Here is a 22222-nt window from a genome sequence, read left to right as displayed (position 1 = left end):
TGAAGAATAAAGATATTCTACTGGGGATCTATATACTGATACTAAGCGTAGTCCCTATCTCCGGGTTTCTATCATTACTTTTTCTTCCAGGTTCAAAGGATATCATAGTCATATGGACGTTTTTGATTATAGCCACGATATTATCCATACTATCTTTTAAGAGACAAAAGTTTATTGCAACTTTATCAATCATAATTTTATTGGGAACGGCCGGCCTAATAATATTTGCTGCAATGATGGCAGGGATGTCTCCTAACTCTTAAGTTAAGTCTTTTATAGTAAAAGGTTCTCCATAATATCTCTACTTCGGGTCTTTTTTCAACGGGCTTTATTAGAAGAAGCGACATATAAAAAAGGAACTTATGTAAAATATTTGAAATTTTTTATTATAATAATATCAACACTAAACTTTAACAGAGTCTTTAATTAAGATTTGATGTTCTTAATTGGTAATAAATGGAAAGTGGCTGATTTATTTTTAATTGGGTGAAGAGAGTAAGTTATGGAAATAGTGTTTACGAATCATAAAATTTGAGGAGACCAACTTATGGGGATAATTATTGGAATAGCAGTAATAATAACGATTTTCTCAATTGAATACCAATTGAGAAAATTGAATAAAACAAACGAACAAATTGTGGAGTTACTAAAAGAGATAAAGGAAAAAGAATAAAACAATTGAACATAACTTCAAAAGTTTCTTGATTTCGAGACTTATACAATAGGGGGCGATTATCTAACTAAGATGATCGCCTTTTTATCGGTTTGGAATTGGGGTTATATGTTACATTTATACCAAAGGGGGGGCGATCAAAATGGAGAAAGTATATATGTTGCACGGTTTTATGGGAACTTCTAAATCGCACTTCAGTAGTCAAATAGATTATTTCAAGGAGAAGTATGAACTAGTATTTTTAGATTTACCTGGGCACGGGGATAGTCCATTGGAATCTACTGAGGACTATTTTGAACACGCGCTTGAATATGTAATCTCCCGACTCAAAGTAGGGGGAGAGGGGTATCTAATGGGATTATCCTTAGGAGCGTCTCTTGCTGTACATATTTCATTAAGAGAACCCGAGTTAGTTAAAGGGACTATACTGACTGGATATACCCCCTACATACCCGAAAGGTTAAAGGAAGTAATGGAGAAACAATATGATTACTTTATAAATATCGAAGAGAACAATACACAAATTGCTCAGAGCTTTGAAAATCTGCACGGAAATAAATGGAGAAAAACGCTTGAACACGTACTTCATACTATGACTTTCAAGTACCCTGGTATTTCTAAAGCGGATTTCGAAAAACTTAATACCCCAGTTCTATTGCTTAACGGCAGCAATGACAAGCATGAAGTAGAAGCTGTAGCTTACGTGAAAGAGAATAAAGAAGATGCCCTTATTGGGTTAATTCCAGGTGCAGGGCATACTGCGAATTTGGATCAACCGGATGTTTTCAATAGGATAGTAGAAGACTTTTTAGAGCTTAGAGGGAGTTAATTTATCTCGATATCAAGTCTTGCGTTATTGGGGGCATGTCTAATTAATACACGCTTATAAATAGTGGTATAAAAAAAGGGACCTTCATCATTTCGAGGTTCCTTTGAAAAAGGGTATTTTGGATTCTCACTATGTGTTAACTTACTAGCTCTACCAACACTTATAGCCGTTACAACCTGTGCAATAATAATAAGAGTCACAACTTCAGTAAGAGGTTCTTTCAGCTAATAAATATCCATTAATCATTTTCATATAAGTTAGTAAAGAACTCGGTGAAACTATCTGCAAGGATATGCATATTGTCCATTTCGTCTTCCGGTTCTACATCATGAATCCAAAAATATACTTTCCCCTGATCCTCTCCACTAACTCCTAATAAAATCTCATTTCCTCCAGGGTCATGACCAATTGAAATAAACTCTTCTGGTATTTCTCCTTCTAATATTTCAAAAACTTCACCTAAATTGCCCTTCATATCACCAATTCCATAGAACTTATTGACTAAACTCTCTCCTTCATCATCAGAGATTTTAAAGTTAGATTGTTGAGGAAATCCTCCATTGTATTCTAGTAGAAAATCAACATATTGCTTAGGTAGGGTAACTTCATACTCTTGTTCAAATTGTTTTATATCCTGTAAAGAAACTTTTGGATTTACACTAAGCATTTTTGTCATACTCTCACTCCTATACTATTACTTACTTTTCCCGTCTTCATGGTGATGCCACGTTTGACCATCTGGCAGCTTTCTACTATTTATTATTGATGTATCAATCATACAAAACTTTTTTATCCAGTACATATTGAACCCATGTATAATTCCTTTGACACAACCATTTAGACTTTTATGCCTCTCATAATAGTTGTATTTTTCTTGGATGGATGTAACTCAATAAAATACGACTGAAGATTTATTTGAGCTCAAAGGTTCGTTATTTAGAGACAGCAGTGCGGTCGGAAACATTGTAAAGAATAACTGAAGGATTTTGAACTTATTAGCAAAGAAGAACCTTATGAAATGAATGTAAATTATGAAGGTATAGAAGTAAAGGATATAGAAAAAAGGTATAAGGAAACGGCAATCTATAATGCCGCATTAATAGTTGCTTTGGTTCGGAAATAAGTGATTGTTCCAGTGAAAATGACCTGAGGACACTAACAGAAGAGAATTTAGAAGATGAAACTATTATTAAAGTAATATATACAAAAGTAATAGAAAAGAAAGAGTTATCTCGTATTGAAACAATAAGGAGGAATAAGATGCAGTTATTTCACTACCATTGGTGGACGGAACACGTGGAACAGATGGAAGAGTTCTATCAGCAACAGGGTTTCGAGACGGTATTGCGAGTTGGAAGGTACGAAGGAGAGATGCAGACGTTCAATCCGCCCCTGGAATGGGATGATTTCAGGGATAAAGGGATCACGTTCCGAATCATCGAAATGGTGAAGGGGAAAAACGAATATTACTTTCGGGCATGGAAGAAGGGATAGGTTTGACCATATCGGCCTGCTTGTGAATGAAGTAGAGTACGAACGGATCATTGAAAAGGCGAAGGGTCTGGACCTGAATATCAACGAAAGTGAGCGGCGAACGTTTCTTTCTACTCCGTGGAAATTCAGGATTGAATTGCAAAGAAGAAAGGATGTTGTTCATCACCAGGGGACACACATTATGGCCATGGACATTGGGCTGCCTTTTCAAGAGAATCCAAAAGTGATAGGAGATTTACTAGATCTCGACTTGGTTGTTGAAAGTGACTCGCACATTAGGGTGGGGAACCACGAATGGAGTCTGAATTTCTATGAAGAGGATTCTACACGGTTGTGCTCGGTTCACTTTTCCCAAGACACCATGCATTCTGTCGATCCTGTCGGGACAGAATTGATTACAGCATGGAATGATGAAGGCTAAAATCATATAGCATACCTTATTTTCAAGCCTTCTACATTAGGACAATCACTTTTTCACTAAAGTGGTCGAACTATTTTACGAGAAGTAACAAAAGAGGATGCGTTTATGGTGTTCCGATTGGGGTAAATGCATAACTCACAGCCTCTCCGCCTCAATTGGTTGTGGGTTGGGGGGACTGTAAATCATGAATTGAATTTTAGTCATAAAGAAACGGGGCTATACTCCAATATAATAGTAAATAGGAGGATTATTTATGGCTCGCTGTGCAAGCTGCGATTACAAGTGGTCGATAAGGGATATTTGGTCGTTAGGATTTTCAAAGGGTGGAAAGCCCTGCCCTAACTGCGGTAAGACTCAATATATTTCAGGGAAGACACAAAAGATTTTCACTCTAGGCTATTTGAGTCTCTTGTTTACTATCGTACTGCCTTTCATCATTACATTGAGTAATGTTCAAGAGGACTTATATGACTAACCGAAATACATCGATTACAAGAGGTACTCTCGTTAACCTCTTGAAATCGAGTATTTACGAACCGGGCATTTCGACTTTAGAAGCCATACATAGCTCCTTGGAATAATTTCCTTCTCAAATTTCATCACTAAACACAGGATTCCTATTAGGTAATCACGTGCTTATAGCTAATGATGTAATATGCTCCCAACTATTATTGAACTGGACCCATAAGTTCATTACTAACAAGTATATGTTCCTTTAATTTTACTTTCTTTAGGTTCTCAACTTACTCTGCCCCACCTAGGCCTAGTAACGGTGTATAGCCGAAGCACTCGTCAAACTCCAACTTATTATATCTATATCGCTTGAAGGCTTCGGGATAAGGTTGCCAAGCCAGCTCCTCATTTTTAAATTCTATATCCTTTATATTTTGAAAGAAGAATTCAAATGTAAACAGAATTGTTTTCACTACACCGTACCTGTAGTGAAGAAGTCTAACATATCCATCTGACCAAATAATTAGGTCACCCATACCTTCATAGGTGTTTTCACGCAATCTTCACGATGTGTTAACTTACTAGCTCTACTAACGCTAATAGCCGTTACAGCCTGTGCAAGAATAATAAAGAGCACAGCATAGTTGTTATATTGGGCTAATGATATGGCGATTAAACCAAGTATTAGTGATGATGAGAATCCTACAGCAACTTTCATGTCCTTTATGATTACCCAATTCAACGACTCTCCTCCTATCCAAATATTAAACTGATGAACTGGTAAATATTACTACATGCAAGTCTATCACAGGTTTAGTTGGTGAAAACAGGATAGTAATTGAGAGTGGTTCTATTGAGTTATTTGCTGTAAGACATTTGATTAATAAATAAAAATAACTTGATTACAAGTCTTACCACATAAAGAGCGTTTGTCTAATAGAGATGAACGCTCTTTTGCTAAACATCTAAAAAAACAGATATTTACGGAGTCATTTGGTGAGATAAACTGACTTTCCTCTTCTACTAGTAGTACGAGTTAACCTTGACGAAAATGGTACTTAGTATTACTATATACTTGTAATAAGTAATACTAAGTACCGGGCATTTATACTACCAAAACACTCGAACAATTTATACGGAGGGAAACATGGAAAATTTCAGAGAAATGAAGAAAGGGGTCCTTGAGGGGTGTGTTCTCGAAATCATAAGTCGTGGGGAAACTTACGGCTATGAGATCACGCAAAAGCTACGTGAACTAGGCTTTGATGATGTGGTTGAAGGAACTGTTTATACGATTACCATGAGACTTGAGAAAAACAAGCTTGTTGATATCGAGAAGAAGCCATCCACGATGGGGCCTCCGAGAAAGTTTTACACACTTAACACAGCAGGTGAAGAGCGTCTTAAAGTCTTTTGGGAAAAATGGGAATTCATCTCTTGTAAACTAAGTAAATTAAAAACAACCTAAAGGAGAGTACCATGAACTTTTCAGAAAGAATATCCGGAAGGGATATAACGAAGGAAATGAAAGCTTTTGAAATGCGAGCAAAGGTCTTACCACCTGACTATCAAACAGCTTGGAAGGAAATTATTCAAAACCTCTGGATTTATGGAGACTCCACAGGTCGTAACCTGATGCCGATTTTTGACAGTGTTCTTGAACTGCTCGAGGTCACCTCAGAAGACGGTCAGAGCATTGACGAAGTATTAGGAGATGATAGTAAAGGCTTTTGTGCAGCGCTTGTTGGTGATGAAGGTGCGAAAACTTATCGAGATAAATGGCGTGAACAACTTAACAAGAATGTAGCAAAGAAATTAGGAGGCCTGACATGAGGATTAGAGACAATATCGAAGCAAAAAAAGCGTGGAGAGCTCATGTTTCCCGTGTCAAAGTGCTTCCAAAGGAGTACCAAATCGTCTATAAAGAGATTCAAAAATACCTGTTCAAAGTAGGTCCAGTTGAGGTGAGTAATGGACTACTCGCAGAAATTCTCAACTTCTTTGAAGAAGGCGTGGTAGCTGGGAAAGGAGTGCTTGAGGTTACAGGAACGGATGTAGCAGCTTTTTGTGACGACTTACTTGACGATTCTAAAATAGAAGAAATCTAACAATTCACAGCAATATTCTAACAAATTTTGTCCCAGTAACTTTGGGGTTTCTCGCTAATTCTTATTCCAAACCTCCAATTTATGTGGGCAACATTGAAGTAAAGAAAAATCCCTAAATCTAAGAAATCTAGGGATTTTTCTTTAGGTTTTGAAATTATGAATTAAGTCCGGATATAAACGAGGCTTCTGTAGAAAAGATGTGTTTAGAATCTTTTCTATAAATTAGCTATGTGGTTTAAGAGATTAAATTACAAGGGGGGAATTATTTAATGAAATTGGTTGTCTTCTCTTTCACACAGACTTACATTTCTTGTAAAAGTACGTAATTCGAATTTAGACCTTGCTAATGGAAAAAGGTTGAGGAAGTAGAATTGTTTTGAAATAATTGGAACTATACAGAGTTAAAGCTTGTCTGGAGGATGTGACCTTTCACAAGATTACACAGTAACGTTCAGAGTATGTGAGTTGCGATAGCTGAACTTTGACTATTGCTTGTTGTGCTAAAGAGGCGGTCAAGACAGCATGTTTAAATTGATACACTAGCACCAAGGGGGTGATCGAATTATGTTACTGAAAAAAGGGGTGAAAGTAGTTTCGTGTGGTTTAGTATTAGGTATTCTATTGCTTGCAGGCTGTGATCGTAATGACAACACAATGAGGAACAATTATTACTTATCATTATCAGGAGAAAGTAAGAATTGGAAAGTAGATTCCTACGAAGTTGTGATGAAACCAGATACGTTTAAAGTAGGAAACGGAAGGTTATCTATGAAGAATCAAACGGAGTATAGCACTGATTTCTTAAGTCTAGAAGTCTATGCAGTTATAGATAATCAAGATCGAGTCGTTCAGGAAAAGTCAGTTAAGGGGACTGTTTCAGATATAACCCAGATTACTATGGGAACAATAGAAGGTGGGAATTTCATTACTGAGAATGAAGCACCTATTTCACTGGAACATATTAGCGATATTTATATGATGATTGAATGGAAAGATAAACGTGAGACAAAGGAAGAGAAAATAGAATTATATAATTAAGAAGGGGTAACAGTGATTTCGTTAACATAGTGTTCAAGCCGCTTCATGTCTCATAAGATCAAGCTTAGTATGGCTTTAAACCGTACTGTTCTCCTATTCAACCTGCATGTAAATAAGTATGGAATACACATAGGAAAACCAGTTCATCTTCTCGATAACCCTCGTTCTTTAGCTCGTAATAGGCCTTAAATGGAATAGACAATGTGCTGTCCCATTCCGCGAAGATGATTCCCTCTTTATTCATTGTATAAAGTTCCATTCTCCATCTAATCTAGTATTTTGTTGAACTCCTCTTCTAGATGGACTACTTGAAATCTCAAAGCTAGCTAAGTAGTACCTCCAATCAGTTAAGCTAATAAAAAAGAGAGCATCCGTTAAGATGTTCTCTTCTAGTCTATTTCCTTTGCTGAAGAAGCAATCGAACCGTCTCTTTCACAGAATCAATGCCATTTGTTGATAAGTTCATGGAATGGGTGACTGTAATGCCTTCGTGCAGGACGAGCAATCGTTCGGCAAGTTCCTGTGCCTGTTCCATTCCTAGCTCTTCAATAAACGTTCGGAATAGGTTCTTCAACCAACGTTTTTCTTCTATTATAACGTCCCGTCCGGGATGGTCCTCTTCTGTTAATTCAGCTAAGGCATTTACGAATGCACACCCTCTTCTATTCTTCGTTGAGAGCCAAGCCTCAAGCGCATCAAAAACGGTTAAGATCTTCACATCGGGTTCAGCCTCTTGAACTGGGGCTAGGTAGGTGTTAAGATGCTCCTTCCATTGTCGGTCACGCTCATTAAGATAAGCCACAATGAGCTGTTCCTTCGATCCGAATCGGTCATACAACGTTTTCTTCGTTACCCCGGCTTCACTGGCAATGGTCTCAACTCCAATCGAGTGAATCCCCTTCCAGTAGAAGAGATGAGACGCTGTTTCTAATATTTTTAACGCAGCAGGTGTCATTTTTGTCTCTGCCAACGTGACACACATCCTTTCATTTCATTCCTTATGTTGCTGGTGTTCCTTTCCGAATGATCCATACTCCTATAGAACATATTACCATCCCGCTTATCGTTAAGAAACCAATCTTGTCACCGAACATCAGATATGCCCAGATCATCGTCACAGGGGGAGTGAGATAGAGAAGACTGCTGACCCTCGTTACACTGCCTAGCTTTAAGTTTAACCAGTAGAAGCCGTACCCGCCAATGGTTGAGAGTACCGCTACCCAAGCAACAGCCACCCAAAATCCGGTTGTAGCTGGTGGAGTGGCATTACCAGTTGTAAGTCCAATTATCGTAAACAGGACGGCACTCGTCAGCGTTTGAATGGGTAATGCATCCATCAAAGAAACCGTCTCCTTTAACGTTTTCTCATACAAGGTAGCGAACACGAGGCTGATCATCGCTAGAAAGGATAGAAGATAAGCCCATAAAGGAACTTGTGAGGACGTTCCTAAATCTTCATAGACGACAAATAAGACGCCTAGGATGCCGAGCATCAATCCAGCCCACTGCTTCTTTGTCGTGGCCTCATGCAGGATTGGACCAGCCAGTGCAGCGGCTACAATGGGTTGTAGTGTTGTGATTAAATTTGAAGTGCCCGCTGATACCCCGTTCTCAACAGATAGGAACACACAGTATAGATAACCACCTTGAGCGAAGAGGCCAATCAGTGCTTGTGTGGCTACGCTTCTTAGAGTTAATCGTTTACGCTGCTTCCACAACCACCACCCGCTTAAGATGAGAGCAGCGACCACAAATCGCCACATTAAGACAGTCATAGAGCTTGCCTCTAGGGTTCCTAATCGCGCCCCGATAAATCCTGAGCTCCACATAATTACGAATCCAATTGCTGCGAGTAGTTGTAGTTGTTTGTTAGCCATCATTCATTCTCTCCTTTGAAGTAAACCGTTCGGTATAGTATACCGTAATGTAACCATACCGGTCAGTATACCGTCAAGTGAAATGAAATTAATCTGTGGTGACACATATCCACATTTCTCCATTGTTGTGTTAGGATATAGATGTTTAATGACGTCTGGACAGCTTATGATTGAGATAGATAATGGGAGGGTGAGGAAGGGATATGAAAGGTAAGTGGATTGGGTTGATTGTGGCATTTGTAATCGTCTTGGGTGGTTGTTCAAATGAGAAGAAAGAAGAGGTTCAGGAAGACCCTTCAGTGGTCACGATGGTCGAGAAGTATAGTCAACCGGATACGAAAATGCTGGCTGCATCCATTACTCCTCAAGTGCTAACGGTTACGGACGAGAATGGAGTAGAGAAGAACTATGACGTCACAGACGAGGACTTCTTCGTTTCCATTGCCCCTTATGAGATTGAAACACATCCATGTACGTACCATAGTTTAACGGGGTGCCAAGGTGAGCAGGTTAACCAATCCTTTCAGGTGAAGGTGACAGATGAGTCAGGAGAGATGGTTGTGGACCGAGAAATGAACACAGGGCACAACGGTTTCCTTGACCTATGGCTTCCGCGAGGCGGGACATACACAGTGGACATTACAGCTGAAGACGGGAAATCAACAATAGACGAGCTGTCAACATTTGAAGACGACCCAACATGCATTACATCGATGCAGCTGTCATAATTTTATTACACAAAAAGGCAACCAACGGATGGTTGCCTTTTTATATGTTATGGAGTGGAAGGTGTGATTTGTAGCTGTTGGTCGAATAGCTGAATGTGTTGCTGAGAAGTGTTCCCTAACCGTTTGAATACGCCTTTCACATCTTCTGGTATTTCTGGAAGTGCACCAAATGCGTTATACATCGCTGTCGTATCAATGGCAGCTTGCTTGCTTTCTTGATAGGCATCATTTAGAGAAGCGGGTGCTGTTACGTATTCATTTGCCTTGTTCTCTGGTACAGCGATGTTGTTCTGCTTTAATAAGGGCAGGAGTGCATCAATGTGTTGCTGCTCAGCTTGTAGAACAGCAGGGAACGGTTTCTTATCACCAAATTTCTCGATGAAGGCGTTGTAGCGTGCTTGTGATAAATACTCGTCTTCGATCGCATAGGTTAACGCTTTCTGTAACGTCATATTCTTCTCTTCAAGCGCACCCTTTGCCCCGTAGTCATTCGGTGTGTTGGTTTGTGCATGACTATGTAGAGGGAGGATGAATATACAGCAAAGCATGAACAATGGCAACCATACTTTCATAGAATCACTCTTTCTTATCTGTATTGTCTTGTTAGTGTTTGTGATTCTTAATGGAGTATACATAGAAACCCCGCTCATTATAGAGCGGGGTTTCTTATTAATAAATGCCTAATACATCGAGCATCACGAGGAAGATGAGGACTGGTGCCACATAGCGTAGCAAGAAGTACCAAGTTTCGAATAATCCACGTTTTAGCCCACTGCCATGCTTCAGTTCTTCGTATAGGTCAGATTTCTTCATCTTAAGCGGGACGAAGATGCTGATGAGAAGAGAGCCTAGTGGAAGCAACACGTTACTTACAGCATAGTCGGCTAGGTCAAATACCGTCTTGCCGAATATCGTGAAATCTGCCAATACTCCGTATGAGAGAGTAGATGGGATTCCTACAATAAAGATCCCAATTCCGATAATCCATGCCCATTTGCGACGTTTCGCATCATTCCCTTTAGACAGGACGGATACGACAATTTCAAGCATGGAAAATGCCGACGTCCAGGCTGCAAACAAGAAGAGTACGATAAAGGCGATAAAGAATAAGATTCCGCCGGGCATTTGGCTGAACACTGTCGGTAAGACGTTAAATAATAAGACTGGTCCGCTTCCTGGTTCAAGTCCGAACGAGAAGACGGCTGGGAAAATGGCCAGTCCTGCTAGCAATACGATAAAGATGTTTAAGCCAACAATCGATACTGCTGAACGAGGAAGGCTTTGCGACTTCGACAAGTAGGAGCTGTATGTCACCATGACGGATACCCCTAGGCTTAGCGTGAAGAATGATTGACCAAGCGCATTTAAGATAGTGGACGACGTGACTTTCGAGAAGTCTGGTTGAAGGATAAACCGAATCCCCTCCATAGCCCCATCTAAGCTGACAGCGCGAACAACAAGGACTAAGAATAGAACGAATAGGGCAGGCATCATAAATTTACTGACACGCTCAATTCCATTACGAATCCCTTTCGATACGACGAGAATCGTGACCAAGATAAAGAGAAGCTGGACGAATACGCTCATGAATGGGTCTGAGATGGTATTTCCGAATACTTCTGCGTATTCTTCTGACGTCAACCCTGTCAAGTCACCTGTGATGGCCTTGAACAGGTAAATTAGAATCCAACCTCCAATGACGCTGTAGAACGATAAGAGCAGGAAGGAGGTAACCATACCGAGCCCTCCAAGCCAGTGCCATTTCGTGTTAGGGGCGATGGATCGATAAGAGTCCACCGCGTTACGCTGTGCTGTTCGCCCGATTGAGAACTCAGCGAGCAGTAGCGGAAGTCCGAGCAATAAAGTGAAAAGAATAAAGATAAGAAAGAATGCGCCGCCTCCGTTCTGACCGGCGGTATACGGGAACTTCCAGATGGCTCCGAGCCCAATGGCGGAACCTGCTGCGGATAAGATGAATCCTAACTTTGAGGACCATTGTTCTTGCTGCTTCATGCTGTGCAAACTCCTTTCTAATATAGTTAGTATGATGAGCTTTCGTACAAAAAAATCGCCCCTACGTTAGCCGTAGGGGCGAAATGGTCGCGGTACCACCCTAGTTATGAGAGACTACTCCCTCACATCTCAACATGGATAACGACCAGTACCGTCCTTTGTGTCTACAAAAGAAGCTCAGGAAAACGAACTTCACTTTCACTCTTTATGTCGACTTCCACCGCCATCGACTCTCTGGGAAAGGGAGAGAGAAAGTTACTCTTTTTTCCTTCAACGCTTTTACGTATGAAGTTATTTTAAATTTTTAACATGGCATTCCAATTCTGTCAACCTGCTGTTCCTTCATTATTCTGAAAAAAAGCTACGACTCAAAGCGCTCAAGCCGTGAGAAGAAATTTTTCACGAAGGAGTAGAAGACCTTCTCAGAAGGGGCTAGTTCTCTTGTGCTTGGCGTAATAATGCCAACGGTTCTCCTAACTTGTGGGATTTCAATGGGGCGTTTAACTGTGTAACGTGGGACGGAGTGGTAGAACGTGCTCTCTGGTAAGAGCGTAACTCCAATTCCTGCTGATACGAGCCCTTTAATCGCATCTAAGTCTTCCCCTTCAGACATTGTCTTCGGTGTGAACCCAGCCTGCTTGCATGCGTTAATGACGATGTCTCTTAAGATAAATCCCTCAGGAAAGAGGACGAAATCGTCTGATTGCAAATCACTTAGAAGAATACGGTCCCGGTCTGCCAGTCTATGATGAATGGGAAGGAGGGCTGAGATGTTCTCAGTGAAAAGGATATGACTCGTAACTTGAGGGTCATCCTTAGGAACTGGACCAAGGAAAGCGAGGTCAATCTCCCGGCTTTTCACAGCATCAATTAAATAGTGGTAAGAACCTTGTCTGAGATGGAAGGCAACGTTTGGGTAGTTCTCTTTAAATGACGAAATGACGGTAGGGAGCAGATGCCCTGCGAGACTTGTTGGGAATCCAATTCGAATAACACCTCGATGAGGATCAAGGTACTGATCGACTTGCTTTGTAGCTTCATCGATGGCTTTCAAGGCTGTCTTCGTATAGTCTGCAAAGATACGGCCGATGGGGGTTAGCTTAATGTTTCGACCTTCGCGCTCAAACAGTTGAACATTTAGTTCGCTTTCAAGATTGCTGATTTGTCTACTTACGGCTGACTGAGCCACGTGTAGATGATGGGCGGCTTCTGAGATGTGCTCTCGTTCCGCCACTTCAATGAAATAATACAGCTGACGTAGCTCCACAATAGGCTTCCTCCCTGATACATATCAATATTAGATAGGTTTGTTCTATATTATATATTGTTTAGAACATTTTGAAAACTTACAATGATTACAAGAGACTGTTGAAATATAGACCGAACGTGGGAGGTTGTATCAATGACATCATATAACAAGATGCCGGACGCGCAAGGCTTATATCATCCTGAATTTGAACATGATGCATGTGGAATTGGGTTGTATGCTTCCTTAAAGGGCGAAGCGACACATGAGATTGTTCAAAAGGGACTGCATATGCTTTGCCAGCTAGACCACCGGGGCGGGCAAGGAAGTGACCCCTATACTGGAGACGGGGCAGGGATCATGATTCAAATCCCTCACACTTATTTTAGCAAAGTTATGTCTCCAATTCAGCTACCTGAACAAGGACGATACGGAGTTGGGATGATTTTCTTTGGGAATGATGAACACCGTGCTGAATCAGAGGCGAAAATTGAGGCGTATATAGAACAAGAAGGGCAATCTCTTCTAGGATGGAGAGATGTACCTATAAATGTCGGAAAATTAGGACAATCAGCCAAGGATACAGTTCCTGTTATCCGCCAAGTGTTCATCGGAGCATCTGATGAGCTACAGGATGACTTAGCGTTTGAACGGAAATTGTATGTCATTCGTAAGCAAGCAGCTAACTGGTCTAATCAACATGGCCGGGAATTTTATTTCGCCAGCCTATCGAGTCGTACGATTGTCTACAAAGGGTTGCTCTTACCTGAGCAGGTTGACCAGTTTTACCTCGATACACAGGATGAGGACTTCGTATCTCCGTTCTCATTAGTGCATTCTCGCTTTAGTACGAATACATTCCCAAGTTGGGAACGTGCTCACCCGAACCGTTACTTAATCCATAATGGAGAAATCAACACGATGCGTGGGAACACGAACTGGATGAAGGCGCGGGAACACCAAATTGCTTCAGATGCATTTGGGGATGATTTAGAGAAGCTTCTTCCGATCTTAAATGAGTCTGGGAGCGATTCCTCTATCTTGGATAACGCATTCGAATTCTTTGTATTAGCAGGGCGTTCGCCCGCTCATACGGCAATGATGCTTATCCCTGAACCGTGGGCACAAAATCCGCACATGAGTCCAGAACGTCGTGCCTTTTATGAATACCATAGCTCTATGATGGAAGCATGGGACGGCCCGACATCTATCACATTTACCGATGGCAAGCAAATCGGAGCCATCCTTGACCGTAACGGACTTCGACCTGCCCGTTACTATGTAACGAAGGACGATATGATTATTTACTCTTCAGAAGTGGGTGTCATTGACGACTTAGAAGAGGACAACATTCTATATAAGAATCGTCTAAGTCCAGGTAAGATGCTGCTGATTGACTTAGAAGAGCATCGCATAATTTCGGATGAAGAAATTAAATCTCAAATGGCGAGTGCGGAGCCTTATCAACAGTGGTTAGATGAGAATCTACTGAAACTTGAACGTGGAAGCCGCCTTGTCGAAGAAGAATCTGCTGAAGAGATCTTCCTTCGTCAGCGAGCGTTCGGGTATACGTATGAAGACCTTGATAAGTATTTGCTCCCTCTTGTTACAGAAGGCAAAGACCCTATCGGAGCTATGGGGAATGATGCGCCACTTGCTGTACTATCTGACCGACCGCAGTCGCTGTTTAATTATTTCAAGCAGCTGTTTGCTCAAGTTACGAATCCGCCAATTGATTCCCTTCGAGAGAAGCTTGTGACTTCTACGATGACGTTACTTGGAGCAGAAGGGGACATTCTCCATCCAGATGCATCCAATTGCCGACGGATTCAAGTGGATTCTCCAGTTCTTTCATACAGCCAAGTGGATCATATCCGTAACAATGATGTGGCTGAATTCAAGAGTCATACCATCAATGTGTTGTTCCGTCAGGATTTGAAAGAAGAACTAAAGTTAATTTGTGAGGAAGCGGAACAAGCCCTAAAAGACGGAGCAAGTCTGTTAATCCTATCTGATAAAGGTATGAATAAAGACCTCGTTCCTGTGCCACCTCTTCTCGCTGTGAGTGCACTACATCAGCATCTTGTGAAGAAAGGCGTGCGGACGAAGGCGAGTATTCTCGTTGAGTCAGGAGAAGTGCGAGAAGTTCACCACTTTGCCGCGCTAATAGGATATGGAGCAGACGCAATTTATCCATATCTCGCATACGAAAGCTTTCGCTATATGATTGACCAAGAACATTTAGATCTCGAATTAGATGTGGCTGTAGACCGCTATATGTCGAGCGTTACAACTGGAATTGTGAAGGTTATGTCTAAGATGGGAATCTCAACGGTTCAAAGTTATCGTGGTGCACAAATCTTTGAAGCGGTTGGCATTGGCCAATCGGTCATGGATGAATACTTTACGGGAACTGCATCCCAGCTTGGTGGAGTAGGGTTAGATGTTCTTTCAGAAGAAGCAATTCGTCGCCATGACACTGCTTATCAGGATGTATTAAGTACAGCACTTGACTCAGGAAGTGACTTCCAGTGGCGCCATAATGGAGAATTCCATGCGTTTAATCCAAAGACGATTCATACCCTCCAGTGGGCGTGTCGTAGAGAGGATTACTCGTTATTCAAAGAGTACTCCACAGCTGCGAACGAAGAGCGGATGAGCTTCCTTAGAAACTTGTTCCAATTCAAGAAGCGCGACGCTGTTCCTCTTGAAGAGGTCGAGTCTGTTGATTCCATTGTCAAGCGATTCAAGACTGGCGCCATGTCATTTGGTTCTCTAAGCCAGGAAGCTCACGAAGCATTGGCCATTGCAATGAACCGCCTAGGCGGAAAGAGTAACAGCGGTGAAGGTGGAGAAGACCCAGATCGCTACACGGTTGATGAGAATGGTGATTTAAGACGTAGTGCCATTAAACAAGTTGCTTCCGGACGATTTGGTGTAAACAGTCACTATTTAGTCAATGCCGATGAAATTCAAATCAAAGTTGCACAAGGAGCGAAGCCTGGAGAAGGCGGTCAACTGCCAGGGAAGAAAGTCTATCCTTGGGTAGGGGCAGTACGTGGGTCCACACCAGGCGTTGGGTTAATTTCCCCGCCTCCACACCATGATATCTATTCTATTGAAGACTTGGCCCAACTCATCCACGATTTGAAGAACGCGAATCGGGCTGCGCGGATTAATGTTAAGCTCGTAGCTAAATCTGGTGTAGGAACCATTGCAGCTGGTGTTGCTAAAGGGGCAGCCGACGTAATTACGATTAGTGGATATGACGGTGGAACCGGAGCTTCACCAAAGACGAGTATCAAGCATACAGGTCTGCCGTGGGAGCTCGGCCTTGCTGAAGCGCATCAAACGTTGATGCTAAACAATCTTCGTGAGCGAGTCACACTTGAGACGGATGGAAAGCTGATGACAGGTAAAGATGTTGTAATGGCAGCTTTACTCGGAGCAGAAGAATTTGGCTTTGGTACAGCGCCACTCGTTGTACTTGGGTGTATCATGATGCGTGTGTGCCATAAAGATACCTGTCCAGTCGGAGTAGCTACTCAAAATCCAGAGCTTCGTGCAAAGTTCATGGGTAGCCCAGACCATATCGTCAACTACATGCGTTTCGTTGCACAAGAAGTGCGTGAATATATGTCGGAGTTAGGGTTTAGGTCTATGGATGAGATGGTTGGGCGTACAGATGTGCTAGGTGTTAGTGAACGGGCATCCTCACACTGGAAAGCGAAACATCTTGATCTAACTAGATTGTTGCACCGCGTAGAAGGTGGTCGCGTATTCCGTACAGAGCAGGATCATAAGATACATGCGTCACTTGATTTGAACACGTTACTCCCGAAAGTACAACGCTCAATTGAAACTGGCGAGAGAATTGAAGTGGAGTCGAAAATACGAAACGTGAACCGCGTAGTGGGAACGATTGTGGGCAGTGAAGTGACGAAACGATACGGAGCAAAGGGATTGCCAGATGATACGATTCGCCTCCGATTTACAGGTTCAGCAGGGCAGAGTCTAGGCGCTTTCTTACCGAAAGGCATATCTATCTTGTTAACGGGCGATGCCAACGACTATGTAGGTAAAGGTCTATCTGGAGGAAAGATTGCCGTGGCAGCACCAAGACAAGTGAATGCTTCGAGTAACGACATTATCATTGGAAACGTTGCGTTTTACGGAGCAACAGCAGGTGAGGCGTATATCAATGGATATGCAGGAGAACGATTTGCAGTCCGAAATAGTGGAGCGGACGTTGTGGTTGAAGGCGTCGGTGATCACGGGTGTGAATACATGACAGGCGGTCGTGTCGTTGTCCTTGGTGAAGTCGGCAAGAACTTCGGAGCAGGAATGTCTGGTGGAACTGCGTATGTATTCGCAGAAGACAAAGCCCAGTTCCAGTCATTATGTAATGACGGCATGATTGAATTTGAATCACTCCAAGACAAAGAAGAGATGGAAGAGCTTAAGAGACTTGTTCGTAACCATTATCTTCATACAGGTAGCCTGAAAGCGTCACGCCTACTCAGCACATGGGAAACGTCCGTCGCACAATTCGTGAAGGTGATTCCGAAAGACTTTAAAGAAATGCTTGGCCATATTGAAGAACAACGTCAACTAGGCTATTCCGAGAAGGATGCGGTACTACGTGCATTTCTAAATAAAACTGGCCAGAAGATGAACGATGCTGCACCCGACCAAATGAAAGAGCCGTTAGTGAACTAAGAAAGGGGAGAGAACGATGGGAAAATCAACAGGATTTATGGAAATCATTCGTGAAGAAGCAGAGGAACGAAGCCCGCGCGCTCGTATTCAGGACTGGGATGAGTACAGCTCTCCCTTTTCTGATGATACGCTAAAGCGACAGGGAGCACGTTGTATGGATTGTGGCATTCCGTTCTGTCATACAGGAATGGAAGTACGCGGAGTTGCCTCAGGATGTCCAATCAATAACCTAATCCCGGAGTGGAATGACCTTGTCTATAAAGGGAAATGGAAAGAAGCACTGGAGCGTCTCTTAATGACGAACAACTTCCCAGAATTTACAGGAAGAGCATGCCCGGCTCCATGTGAAGGGTCATGTACGTTAGCGATTAACGAGCCACCAGTTGCCATTAAGAATATTGAGCGTGCCATTATTGACAAAGGGTTTGAGAATGGATGGATCACTCCGCGTATTCCTGAATCACGTACAGGCAAGAAAGTTGCCATCGTAGGTTCTGGACCTGCAGGGCTCGCAGCGGCAGACCAACTCAATCAAGTTGGACATTCCGTTACGGTGTACGAACGGGCGGACCGTCCTGGTGGGTTGCTTGTCTACGGTATTCCGAACATGAAGCTTGATAAGGATGTGGTGGCTCGTAGGATTACGCTACTTCGTCAAGAAGGCATCGAGTTCGTGTGTAACACTGAAATCGGGAAGGACGTAACAGCAGAAGAACTTCGGGAACAGTATGACTCTGTGATTCTATGTACTGGTGCCCAGAAGCATCGTCAGCTTACGTTAGAAGGTAGCGATGCGAAAGGCGTACATGAGGCGATGGAGTATTTAACGGCTTCTACGAAGAAGCGTTTTGAAGAATTTGATGCGGACGAAAGCTACATTGATGTAGAAGGAAAGGACGTTATCGTCATTGGTGGGGGAGATACAGGAGCTGACTGTGTTGCAACCGCACTTCGTCAACAGTGTCGTTCCGTTGTTCAATTTGGTAAGCACCCTAAGCTGCCATCTGACCGCAATGCAGACAACATGTGGCCAGAACCACCGAATGTCTTTACCCTTGAGTATGCATACAAGGAAGCCGAATCCGTATTTGGTGAGGATCCTCGTCAATACTCCATCCAGACGAAGAAGATGGTGAAAGACGAAGAAGGTCATTTGAAAGAAGTACACACAATTCATATGAAGAAGGAGAAACAAGCAGACGGCACATACAAATTTGAAGAAATTCCAGGCACTGAAAAGGTATGGCCTGCTCAATACGTCTTCATTGCCATCGGTTTTGAAGGTCCTGAACAACCAGTATTAAAACACTTTGGCGTCACTACGACAGAACGTGGCCGCATTGATGCACAGTACGAACACTACGAGACAAACCTAGAAGGGGTCTTCGCTGCTGGAGATGCGCGCCGTGGCCAAAGCTTGATTGTATGGGCAATTAACGAAGGTCGTGGAGTTGCGAAAAGAGTGGACCACTATTTGATGGGAGCTTCTGTGCTTCCGGCATAGTATATGAAAGAAGCACACCGTAATTGGTGTGCTTCTTTGTGTGTTAAGCAGTCTTAGACACAATATCATGTTGCTGTAGAATCGCACGTGACTCATCATCAGCTGGACGGTAGCCCTTTTCAATTAGCTCTTTAATGTATGTCTTGTTGTACGTGAAAGCAAACACAACATCTGCAATGAAACCACCAACCCCGAATGTGAATGAACCGAGTACAAGAGCGGTTATGAACATGATGGCAGCCCATTTTAAATCCCCTCTAAATAATGCTGGGAAGAATCCGAAGAAGAGCGTCGTCCAACTAAATCCGCATTTAACTTGCTTCGTTACTCCGCCTTCGTTTTGAAGCACAACTTTCATAAATCAACATCCTTATTATGTAGTTAAAAAAGAATAAGTGAAAATTGGATAAGGAATAAAATGCTCGATCATCGTTCTTTTTTACTGTGACTATTTTACCACTAAATTACTTTTTTGTGACTATTTTTATTTTGTAAACACTAGTGATTAGTTAAGAAAGGTAGAAGCACCTACCTTATAGGTGCCTTTACCTTCTCTATTCATCCTTCTTCGTATAGAAGAACTCCCACTCATTCCCATCAGGGTCTGTGACCCAAAATTTATCCTGTAAGGCATAGCAACAGCTCGTGTTCATCTCGTCTTTCGTGAAATAGCCGAGTTTCTCCAGACGGTTCTTCTGAGACTGAATTTCATCTTGATTCTCAACTTGAATGCCGAAATGGTTCACCTGATTGCCTTTTGTACTCTCTGATGTATTTAATGTGAAGTTTAACTGAAGACCCTCAGGAAGGTACTTTGCGTAATCTACCTTTTCTTTCACAGGTTCTTCACCGAAGACGTCATTGTAGAAACTCACCGATTTGTCTAAATTGCTTACATTTAACCCAACATGTACAAGCATAAACACCCTCCGTTCATCAATTTATTTTGATTAATTGTGGATAGGAAGACTAACCCCGGAACAAGCAGCATAGTTCTTCTGACAATAGATGGTTGATTGCTTCATTGTGTAGGGAATAATAGCTCCAAGTACCTCGTGTTTCCTTTACGATTAAGTTTGCGTCAAGTAGGAGCTTCAAGTGGTAGGACAGTTTAGATTGTGGGAGCTCGAGCTTAGCAGCTAGGTCGCAGACGCATACTTCACCGTAAGTCGTAATCTCATGGAGTATGTGGAGGCGTCTCTTGTCTGCAAGTGCTTTAAATCGCTTCTCATAGTGTTCAAATGTTTCTGTGAGTGGTCGTGTTGCCACATTCGATTTCATTTCCATAATGGGGTGAGCCCTCCAATCCTTTAATCAAATTTTCTTGATGAATTAAATATATACTGTTCCGTTCGGAAGTTCAAGTGATTCGTCTGACTATTTAATCAACACCTCGCTTGGTACCCACGGTTCTCATACGTTCCCGGCTCCGTGGTACACTAAATGGAGCGCGAAATAAGTTCGGAGGAGGTTAGGACATGATTGCGTCTCAACCGTACGTAAGAGTCGAAAGGAAAATTGAAAACGCAAAGCAACTCTACTCTGAGGTGGAGGAATCCATAGAGCTACATGAGGGATGTGTTAAATTTGAACAGAAACAGTTCCATATTCAGCATGTGTACGATTTGTCAGTGAAGCGGATGGCAGGACGCTTCTTCACCTTATACGTTCATACGAATCAAGGTGTGTTCACCTTTAATGTACACAGGAATCCTGATGAATTTATCGAGGCATTTAAACAGTTGAAAGGGACAGGCTAACACGTTCCAATAAACGGAAAGGTCACGGTGTGTATACTGGTTCTCTAATTATCACAAAGTAAAGTGACTAAATCTCTACTTTGTGAGGAGTGCGGGTTGTGGATAAGAAGAAATGGGATTTATGGGCGCTAGCCTCGATACCTCTCCTTATGACGCTAGGGAACTCAATGCTTATCCCGGTCTTGCCGTTAATGGAGAAGGAGATTGGAATTACTTCTTTCCAATCGAGCTTAATTATTACCATTTATTCAGTTGTGACCATCCCGCTCATACCTGTGGCTGGGTACTTGTCGGACCGACTTGGAAGGAAGAAGGTCATGGTTCCTTGTCTGTTGATTGTGGCGGTTGGTGGTGTAATTGCAAGCTACGCAGCTTGGCAAATGAGTGAACCATACTTGTTCATTCTTATAGGTCGTTTCATACAAGGGATTGGAGCATCTGGCGCCTTTCCAGTTGTCATGCCTATGGTAGGGGATTTGTATGAGAGCGAGGAGGAAGTGAGCAAGGGGTTAGGGATTATTGAAACGGCCAATACATTTGGGAAAGTGTTGAGCCCCGTTCTTGGTGCGTTTCTGGCGGTTGCGCTTTGGTATTTGCCATTTGTGGCGATTCCAGTCCTGGCCCTCATTGCCGTGTTGCTTATTGTTTTCTTGGTGTCAGTTCCAAAGGAAGACCAAGAAGAAGAGAAACAATCGTTTCGTGCCTTCTTGAAGAAGGTGAAGGAATTGCTCAAGCAGGATGCGCGCTGGCTTACCGGTGTATTTCTCGCGGGCGGTATTCTTATCTTTGTATTATTTGCATTTTTATTTCATTTTTCTAGCTTACTTGAAGACGAGTTTAACAAGACAGGCTACGTGAAGGGGCTTTGGTTAGCTGTGCCACTCTTGTTCCTTTGCATTGCCTCATACGTTTCTGGAAGTAAGATTGGCAGTGATCAGAAGCGCATGAAAATTCTCCTTCTCATCGGAAGTCTTCTTACGGCAGGAGCATTTTTCTTTATAAGAGAAAGCGGAGGTCTGATCCATTATACGACGTGGTTATCCATCGGAGGTGTAGGGATTGGAATTGCCCTTCCTTGCCTTGATGCATTTATTACAGAAGGAATCCCGAAAGAAGAACGTGGCACCATTACGTCTTTGTATAGCAGCATGCGGTTTATTGGTGTTGCGCTCGGTCCTCCTATTGCAGCTCTTATGATGAAGCACCTTCCAAATTATATTTATGTAACTTTCGCTGTGCTTGTGGCGCTTGTGTTGGTCTTTACTTTCTTCTTAATTAATCCACCGTCAAAGGAATCGACTTAGGCAGATTACGTATTGACCGTTTAGTCGTCCACTGGTATGATACAACACAACTAAA

At 42.3% G+C, this 22222-nt stretch carries 26 protein-coding genes and 1 other annotated feature; of the genes, 14 read left to right on the top strand and 12 right to left on the bottom strand.

From position 1 onward, the window contains the following. Positions 1-547 precede the first annotated feature (547 nt). Positions 548-673 carry a hypothetical protein gene (locus tag H513_RS22165; protein WP_267879643.1) on the top strand — a complete coding sequence of 42 codons (126 nt, stop codon included), beginning with the start codon at positions 548-550 and terminating at the stop codon, positions 671-673. Between the two features lie 142 nt (positions 674-815). Then, entirely contained in the window at positions 816-1502 is a 687-nt protein-coding gene (locus H513_RS0109780; protein ID WP_026800584.1) for an alpha/beta fold hydrolase, read from the top strand. A 238-nt stretch (positions 1503-1740) separates the two neighbouring features. Here the strand turns inward: H513_RS0109780 and H513_RS0109775 are convergent, their stop codons facing one another. Continuing rightward, complete coding sequence (locus H513_RS0109775; RefSeq protein WP_026800583.1) at positions 1741-2178, bottom strand: SMI1/KNR4 family protein; 438 nt, start codon at positions 2176-2178, stop codon at positions 1741-1743. Positions 2179-2478: 300 nt separating this feature from the next. Between H513_RS0109775 and H513_RS22270 the strand changes: the two genes are divergently transcribed. The 3 genes from H513_RS22270 to H513_RS21800 all read left to right on the top strand — a co-directional run bounded on the left by H513_RS22270 (position 2479) and on the right by H513_RS21800 (position 3417). Beyond that, positions 2479-2625, top strand: coding sequence for a DUF4825 domain-containing protein (locus tag H513_RS22270; RefSeq protein WP_420804734.1), 147 nt, complete (start codon positions 2479-2481; stop codon positions 2623-2625). Positions 2626-2762: 137 nt separating this feature from the next. Then, entirely contained in the window at positions 2763-2996 is a 234-nt protein-coding gene (locus H513_RS20890) for a hypothetical protein (protein WP_051239856.1), read from the top strand. Between the two features lie 22 nt (positions 2997-3018). Continuing rightward, positions 3019-3417: a hypothetical protein gene (locus H513_RS21800; RefSeq protein ID WP_051239855.1), complete on the top strand. Its 399-nt coding sequence runs from the start codon at positions 3019-3021 to the stop codon at positions 3415-3417. Between the two features lie 743 nt (positions 3418-4160). On the opposite strand, the gene H513_RS19995 is transcribed toward H513_RS21800, so the two are convergent. Then, positions 4161-4406 (bottom strand): T6SS immunity protein Tdi1 domain-containing protein, encoded by a 246-nt coding sequence (locus H513_RS19995; protein WP_231572131.1) that lies wholly within the window; start codon positions 4404-4406, stop codon positions 4161-4163. Further along, positions 4394-4612: a hypothetical protein gene (locus H513_RS0109755; RefSeq protein ID WP_026800581.1), complete on the bottom strand. Its 219-nt coding sequence runs from the start codon at positions 4610-4612 to the stop codon at positions 4394-4396. Before H513_RS0109755 ends, H513_RS19995 begins: the two co-directional genes overlap by 13 nt. A gap of 405 nt (positions 4613-5017) precedes the next feature. Here H513_RS0109755 and H513_RS0109750 point away from each other — a divergent pair, with 405 nt between their 5' ends. The 4 genes from H513_RS0109750 (at position 5018) to H513_RS19985 (ending at position 7016) form a co-directional block, all read left to right on the top strand. Then, complete coding sequence (locus H513_RS0109750; RefSeq protein WP_026800580.1) at positions 5018-5338, top strand: PadR family transcriptional regulator; 321 nt, start codon at positions 5018-5020, stop codon at positions 5336-5338. Positions 5339-5349: 11 nt separating this feature from the next. Then, on the top strand, positions 5350-5703 hold the full coding sequence (locus tag H513_RS0109745; protein ID WP_026800579.1) for a DUF1048 domain-containing protein: 354 nt from the start codon (positions 5350-5352) through the stop codon (positions 5701-5703). Next, a complete protein-coding gene (locus H513_RS19990; RefSeq protein WP_051239853.1) occupies positions 5700-5978 on the top strand; it encodes a DUF1048 domain-containing protein in 279 nt (92 codons plus the stop codon). The genes H513_RS0109745 and H513_RS19990 overlap by 4 nt, the downstream gene beginning before the upstream one ends. Positions 5979-6542: 564 nt before the next feature. Next, on the top strand, positions 6543-7016 hold the full coding sequence (locus tag H513_RS19985; protein ID WP_051239851.1) for a hypothetical protein: 474 nt from the start codon (positions 6543-6545) through the stop codon (positions 7014-7016). Positions 7017-7113: 97 nt separating this feature from the next. Here the strand turns inward: H513_RS19985 and H513_RS21790 are convergent, their stop codons facing one another. The 3 genes from H513_RS21790 to H513_RS0109720 form a co-directional block, all read right to left on the bottom strand. Beyond that, positions 7114-7275 carry a hypothetical protein gene (locus H513_RS21790; protein WP_156111461.1) on the bottom strand — a complete coding sequence of 54 codons (162 nt, stop codon included), beginning with the start codon at positions 7273-7275 and terminating at the stop codon, positions 7114-7116. A gap of 135 nt (positions 7276-7410) precedes the next feature. After that, positions 7411-7986 carry a TetR/AcrR family transcriptional regulator gene (locus H513_RS0109725; protein ID WP_197057421.1) on the bottom strand — a complete coding sequence of 192 codons (576 nt, stop codon included), beginning with the start codon at positions 7984-7986 and terminating at the stop codon, positions 7411-7413. 28 nt (positions 7987-8014) lie between these two features. Next, positions 8015-8893, bottom strand: a complete 879-nt coding sequence (locus tag H513_RS0109720; protein WP_231572132.1) for a DMT family transporter — start codon at positions 8891-8893, stop codon at positions 8015-8017. 203 nt (positions 8894-9096) lie between these two features. Here H513_RS0109720 and H513_RS0109715 point away from each other — a divergent pair, with 203 nt between their 5' ends. After that, positions 9097-9621, top strand: a complete 525-nt coding sequence (locus H513_RS0109715) for a CueP family metal-binding protein (protein ID WP_026800576.1) — start codon at positions 9097-9099, stop codon at positions 9619-9621. Between the two features lie 47 nt (positions 9622-9668). Here the strand turns inward: H513_RS0109715 and H513_RS19980 are convergent, their stop codons facing one another. The 3 genes from H513_RS19980 to gltC form a co-directional block, all read right to left on the bottom strand. Further along, complete coding sequence (locus H513_RS19980; protein WP_051239849.1) at positions 9669-10193, bottom strand: ferritin family protein; 525 nt, start codon at positions 10191-10193, stop codon at positions 9669-9671. Between the two features lie 97 nt (positions 10194-10290). After that, positions 10291-11634 (bottom strand): sodium-dependent transporter, encoded by a 1344-nt coding sequence (locus H513_RS0109705; protein WP_026800575.1) that lies wholly within the window; start codon positions 11632-11634, stop codon positions 10291-10293. Positions 11635-11705: 71 nt separating this feature from the next. Next, positions 11706-11917: a binding site (T-box leader), on the bottom strand. Between the two features lie 78 nt (positions 11918-11995). Further along, positions 11996-12901 (bottom strand): glutamate biosynthesis transcriptional regulator GltC, encoded by a 906-nt coding sequence (gene gltC / locus H513_RS0109700; RefSeq protein ID WP_026800574.1) that lies wholly within the window; start codon positions 12899-12901, stop codon positions 11996-11998. 135 nt (positions 12902-13036) lie between these two features. Between gltC and gltB the strand changes: the two genes are divergently transcribed. Together gltB and gltD are read left to right on the top strand one after the other, a co-directional pair. After that, positions 13037-17599, top strand: a complete 4563-nt coding sequence (gene gltB / locus H513_RS0109695; protein ID WP_036770562.1) for a glutamate synthase large subunit — start codon at positions 13037-13039, stop codon at positions 17597-17599. A gap of 16 nt (positions 17600-17615) precedes the next feature. Continuing rightward, positions 17616-19103, top strand: a complete 1488-nt coding sequence (gene gltD, locus H513_RS0109690; RefSeq protein WP_026800572.1) for a glutamate synthase small subunit — start codon at positions 17616-17618, stop codon at positions 19101-19103. A gap of 43 nt (positions 19104-19146) precedes the next feature. Here the strand turns inward: gltD and H513_RS0109685 are convergent, their stop codons facing one another. The 3 genes from H513_RS0109685 to H513_RS0109675 form a co-directional block, all read right to left on the bottom strand. Next, positions 19147-19461 carry a hypothetical protein gene (locus H513_RS0109685; protein WP_026800571.1) on the bottom strand — a complete coding sequence of 105 codons (315 nt, stop codon included), beginning with the start codon at positions 19459-19461 and terminating at the stop codon, positions 19147-19149. A 196-nt stretch (positions 19462-19657) separates the two neighbouring features. Continuing rightward, entirely contained in the window at positions 19658-20023 is a 366-nt protein-coding gene (locus H513_RS19975; RefSeq protein ID WP_036770565.1) for an ArsI/CadI family heavy metal resistance metalloenzyme, read from the bottom strand. Positions 20024-20072: 49 nt separating this feature from the next. Continuing rightward, the gene (locus tag H513_RS0109675; RefSeq protein WP_026800570.1) at positions 20073-20384 is read right to left on the bottom strand and encodes an ArsR/SmtB family transcription factor; all 312 of its coding nucleotides are present in this window, start codon (positions 20382-20384) and stop codon (positions 20073-20075) included. A 197-nt stretch (positions 20385-20581) separates the two neighbouring features. Here H513_RS0109675 and H513_RS0109670 point away from each other — a divergent pair, with 197 nt between their 5' ends. Then, on the top strand, positions 20582-20863 hold the full coding sequence (locus tag H513_RS0109670; RefSeq protein ID WP_026800569.1) for a hypothetical protein: 282 nt from the start codon (positions 20582-20584) through the stop codon (positions 20861-20863). A gap of 98 nt (positions 20864-20961) precedes the next feature. Continuing rightward, positions 20962-22167, top strand: coding sequence for an MFS transporter (locus tag H513_RS0109665; protein WP_026800568.1), 1206 nt, complete (start codon positions 20962-20964; stop codon positions 22165-22167). Positions 22168-22222: the final 55 nt, after the last annotated feature.

This window comes from Pontibacillus halophilus JSM 076056 = DSM 19796 (assembly GCF_000425205.1).
GTDB lineage: Bacteria > Bacillota > Bacilli > Bacillales > BH030062 > Pontibacillus_A > Pontibacillus_A halophilus.
This window is presented reverse-complemented; position numbering and strand designations above follow the sequence as displayed.